Here is a 2194-nt window from a genome sequence, read left to right as displayed (position 1 = left end):
TGTGGGATCGCCGCTGCGCGGCTTTGTGGGGGCGCGCTTCGCGCTTGTTAGAATGTGGGAATGTTAGATTGTGGGATCGCCGCTATTGCGGCTGGTGAGAGGGTGAGGACGCGCTTTGCGCTGGTGAGAATGTTAGATTGTGAGAATGTGTGGGCGCCGCTTTTGGCGGCTGGTGAGAGGGTTAGGTCGCGCTTTGCGCTGGTGAGAAGGTGAGAAGTGAGAGAGGTAAGAAAGTAGGAAGGTGAAGTTTTATGAAGTGTGAGACTTTGGATGTTTGGAAAATGGCTTGTGTATTGAGTTCGGATATTTATATTGGGTTGAGGGATTGTAAAGATTTTGGATTTAAAGATCAGATTACGCGATCTGGTTTATCGGTGGCAAGTAATATTGCGGAAGGGGTGGAAAGAGATTCTGACAAAGAGAGTTGGAGGTTTTTGGATATTGCCCAGGCTTCTGCTGCAGAGTTGAAAACACAAATTTATATCGGCATGAAAATTGAGTATATCGATCATAAAAGTGGAAAAAATTGGTTAAAAGAAACGGATCGTATTCACATGATGATAAAAAGCCTGAAAAGAAGTTTTTCTTGATAGAGATAAAGATGCTCACCAGCGCGAAGCGCGACCTCACCTTCTCACCTTCTTACCTTGAAAAAACGGAGTTTTTATGAAAATTCATTTCATCGGGATTGGCGGTATCGGTATTTCGGCGTTGGCCAAGTTTATGGCGGGGGAGGGGCATGTGATTTCGGGGTCTGACATTCGTCAGAGTGAAATTACCGATGAGCTGGCGTTGAAGTATGGCGCCAAGATTACGATTCCTCATCATGGCGATGCGGTGGAGGGAGTCGATATGGTGATCCATTCGGCGGCGGTGCGCAAGAACAATCCGGAGTATATCCGCGCCAAAGAGCTGGGGATTCCGCTCTATGCGCGGAAAGAGGCGTTGAAGTTCATCCTGGGGGATAAGAAGGTCTATGCGGTTGGCGGGGCGCATGGCAAGAGCACGACGTCGGCGATGCTGGCGGAGCTGCTGCCCGAGAGCAATGCGCTGATCGGGGCGATCTCCAAGGCGTTCCACTCCAATGTCCGAACGGCGCCCAACGACGATGTGGTTTTCGAGGCGGACGAGAGCGATGCCAGTTTTCTCAACTGCAATCCCTACATGGCTATTGTGACGAATGTCGAGCCGGAGCATATGGAGTATTATGAATACAACCTGGACCGCTTCTATGCGGCGTACGAAGAGTTCCTGCGTCTGGCTGAGGTACGGGTCGTCAATGCGGAGGATCCTTTTCTGGCGGGGCTGGAGCTGGAGTCGGTCAATCTCTACCCGAGCCGGGATATTCGGGATATCGAATACATTCTGATCGACGAGGAGCCGCATACACGATTTCGGTTGAAAGAGTACGGGGTGTTCGATGTGTTCGGCCTGGGGGCGCATATTGCGCTCGATGCGTCACTGGCGATTCTGGCGGCGCTTCATGCCGGAGAGGATGTGGAAACGATACGGCAGAATCTCAGGCACTACAAAGGGATCAAGAAGCGTTTCGACATTATCGAAAATGGCACTGAATGTGTGATTTTCGACGATTATGGCCACCATCCCACCGAAATCAAGGCGACGATGGATGCGCTGAAAGATTATGCGAAGATGCGGGGGTTCAAAAAGATCCGTGCCATCTGGCAGCCGCACAAATACAGCCGGACGATGGACAATTTGCAGGGTTTTGTCGACTGCTTTGCCGATGCCGACGAACTGGTGATCCTGCCGATCTGGGCCGCAGGCGAAGTGGAGGTGCCGATCGACTTGAAAGGCGCCTTTTCCGGGTATGAACTGACGATGGCCGAGCGTGTTACGAAAGAGGGCGGGGTGGTGAAAATTCTCGATAAAACGGGCCAGACGATCAAACAGTTCGATCACGATCTGATCGTCGCCTTCGGCGCCGGAGACATCACCTACCAGATTCGGGGACTGAAGTGAATGAAGAATGAAGAGTGAAGAGTTAAAAATTGGGGAGGCGCACGGGACGGATGTCTATCGACTATCGACCATCGACGATCGACCAAATGATTGAATTCGCCATCGACAGGGGCGGAACGTTTACGGATCTTATCGGGCGGTATGGCGATCGGTTTGTCGTCAAAAAGGTTTTGAGCCGGTCACCCTTTTACGAAGAGGCGTGCAGCCATGC

The 2194-nt window shown here is 51.5% G+C and carries 2 protein-coding genes; both read left to right on the top strand.

Translation table 11 applies throughout. The features are described from left to right. Window positions 1–251 precede the first annotated feature (251 nt). Window positions 252–590, top strand: coding sequence for a four helix bundle protein (locus Q1K24_RS03865; protein ID WP_300366235.1), 339 nt, complete (start codon window positions 252–254; stop codon window positions 588–590). A gap of 76 nt (window positions 591–666) precedes the next feature. After that, the gene (gene murC, locus Q1K24_RS03860; protein ID WP_300366232.1) at window positions 667–1983 is read left to right on the top strand and encodes a UDP-N-acetylmuramate--L-alanine ligase; all 1317 of its coding nucleotides are present in this window, start codon (window positions 667–669) and stop codon (window positions 1981–1983) included. Window positions 1984–2194 lie beyond the last annotated feature (211 nt).

Source organism: Hydrogenimonas sp. (assembly GCF_029932565.1).
Classification (GTDB): Bacteria; Campylobacterota; Campylobacteria; order Campylobacterales; family Hydrogenimonadaceae; genus Hydrogenimonas.
The sequence above is the reverse complement of the archived record's forward strand: the minus strand, read 5'-3'. Positions and strand labels throughout refer to the sequence as shown.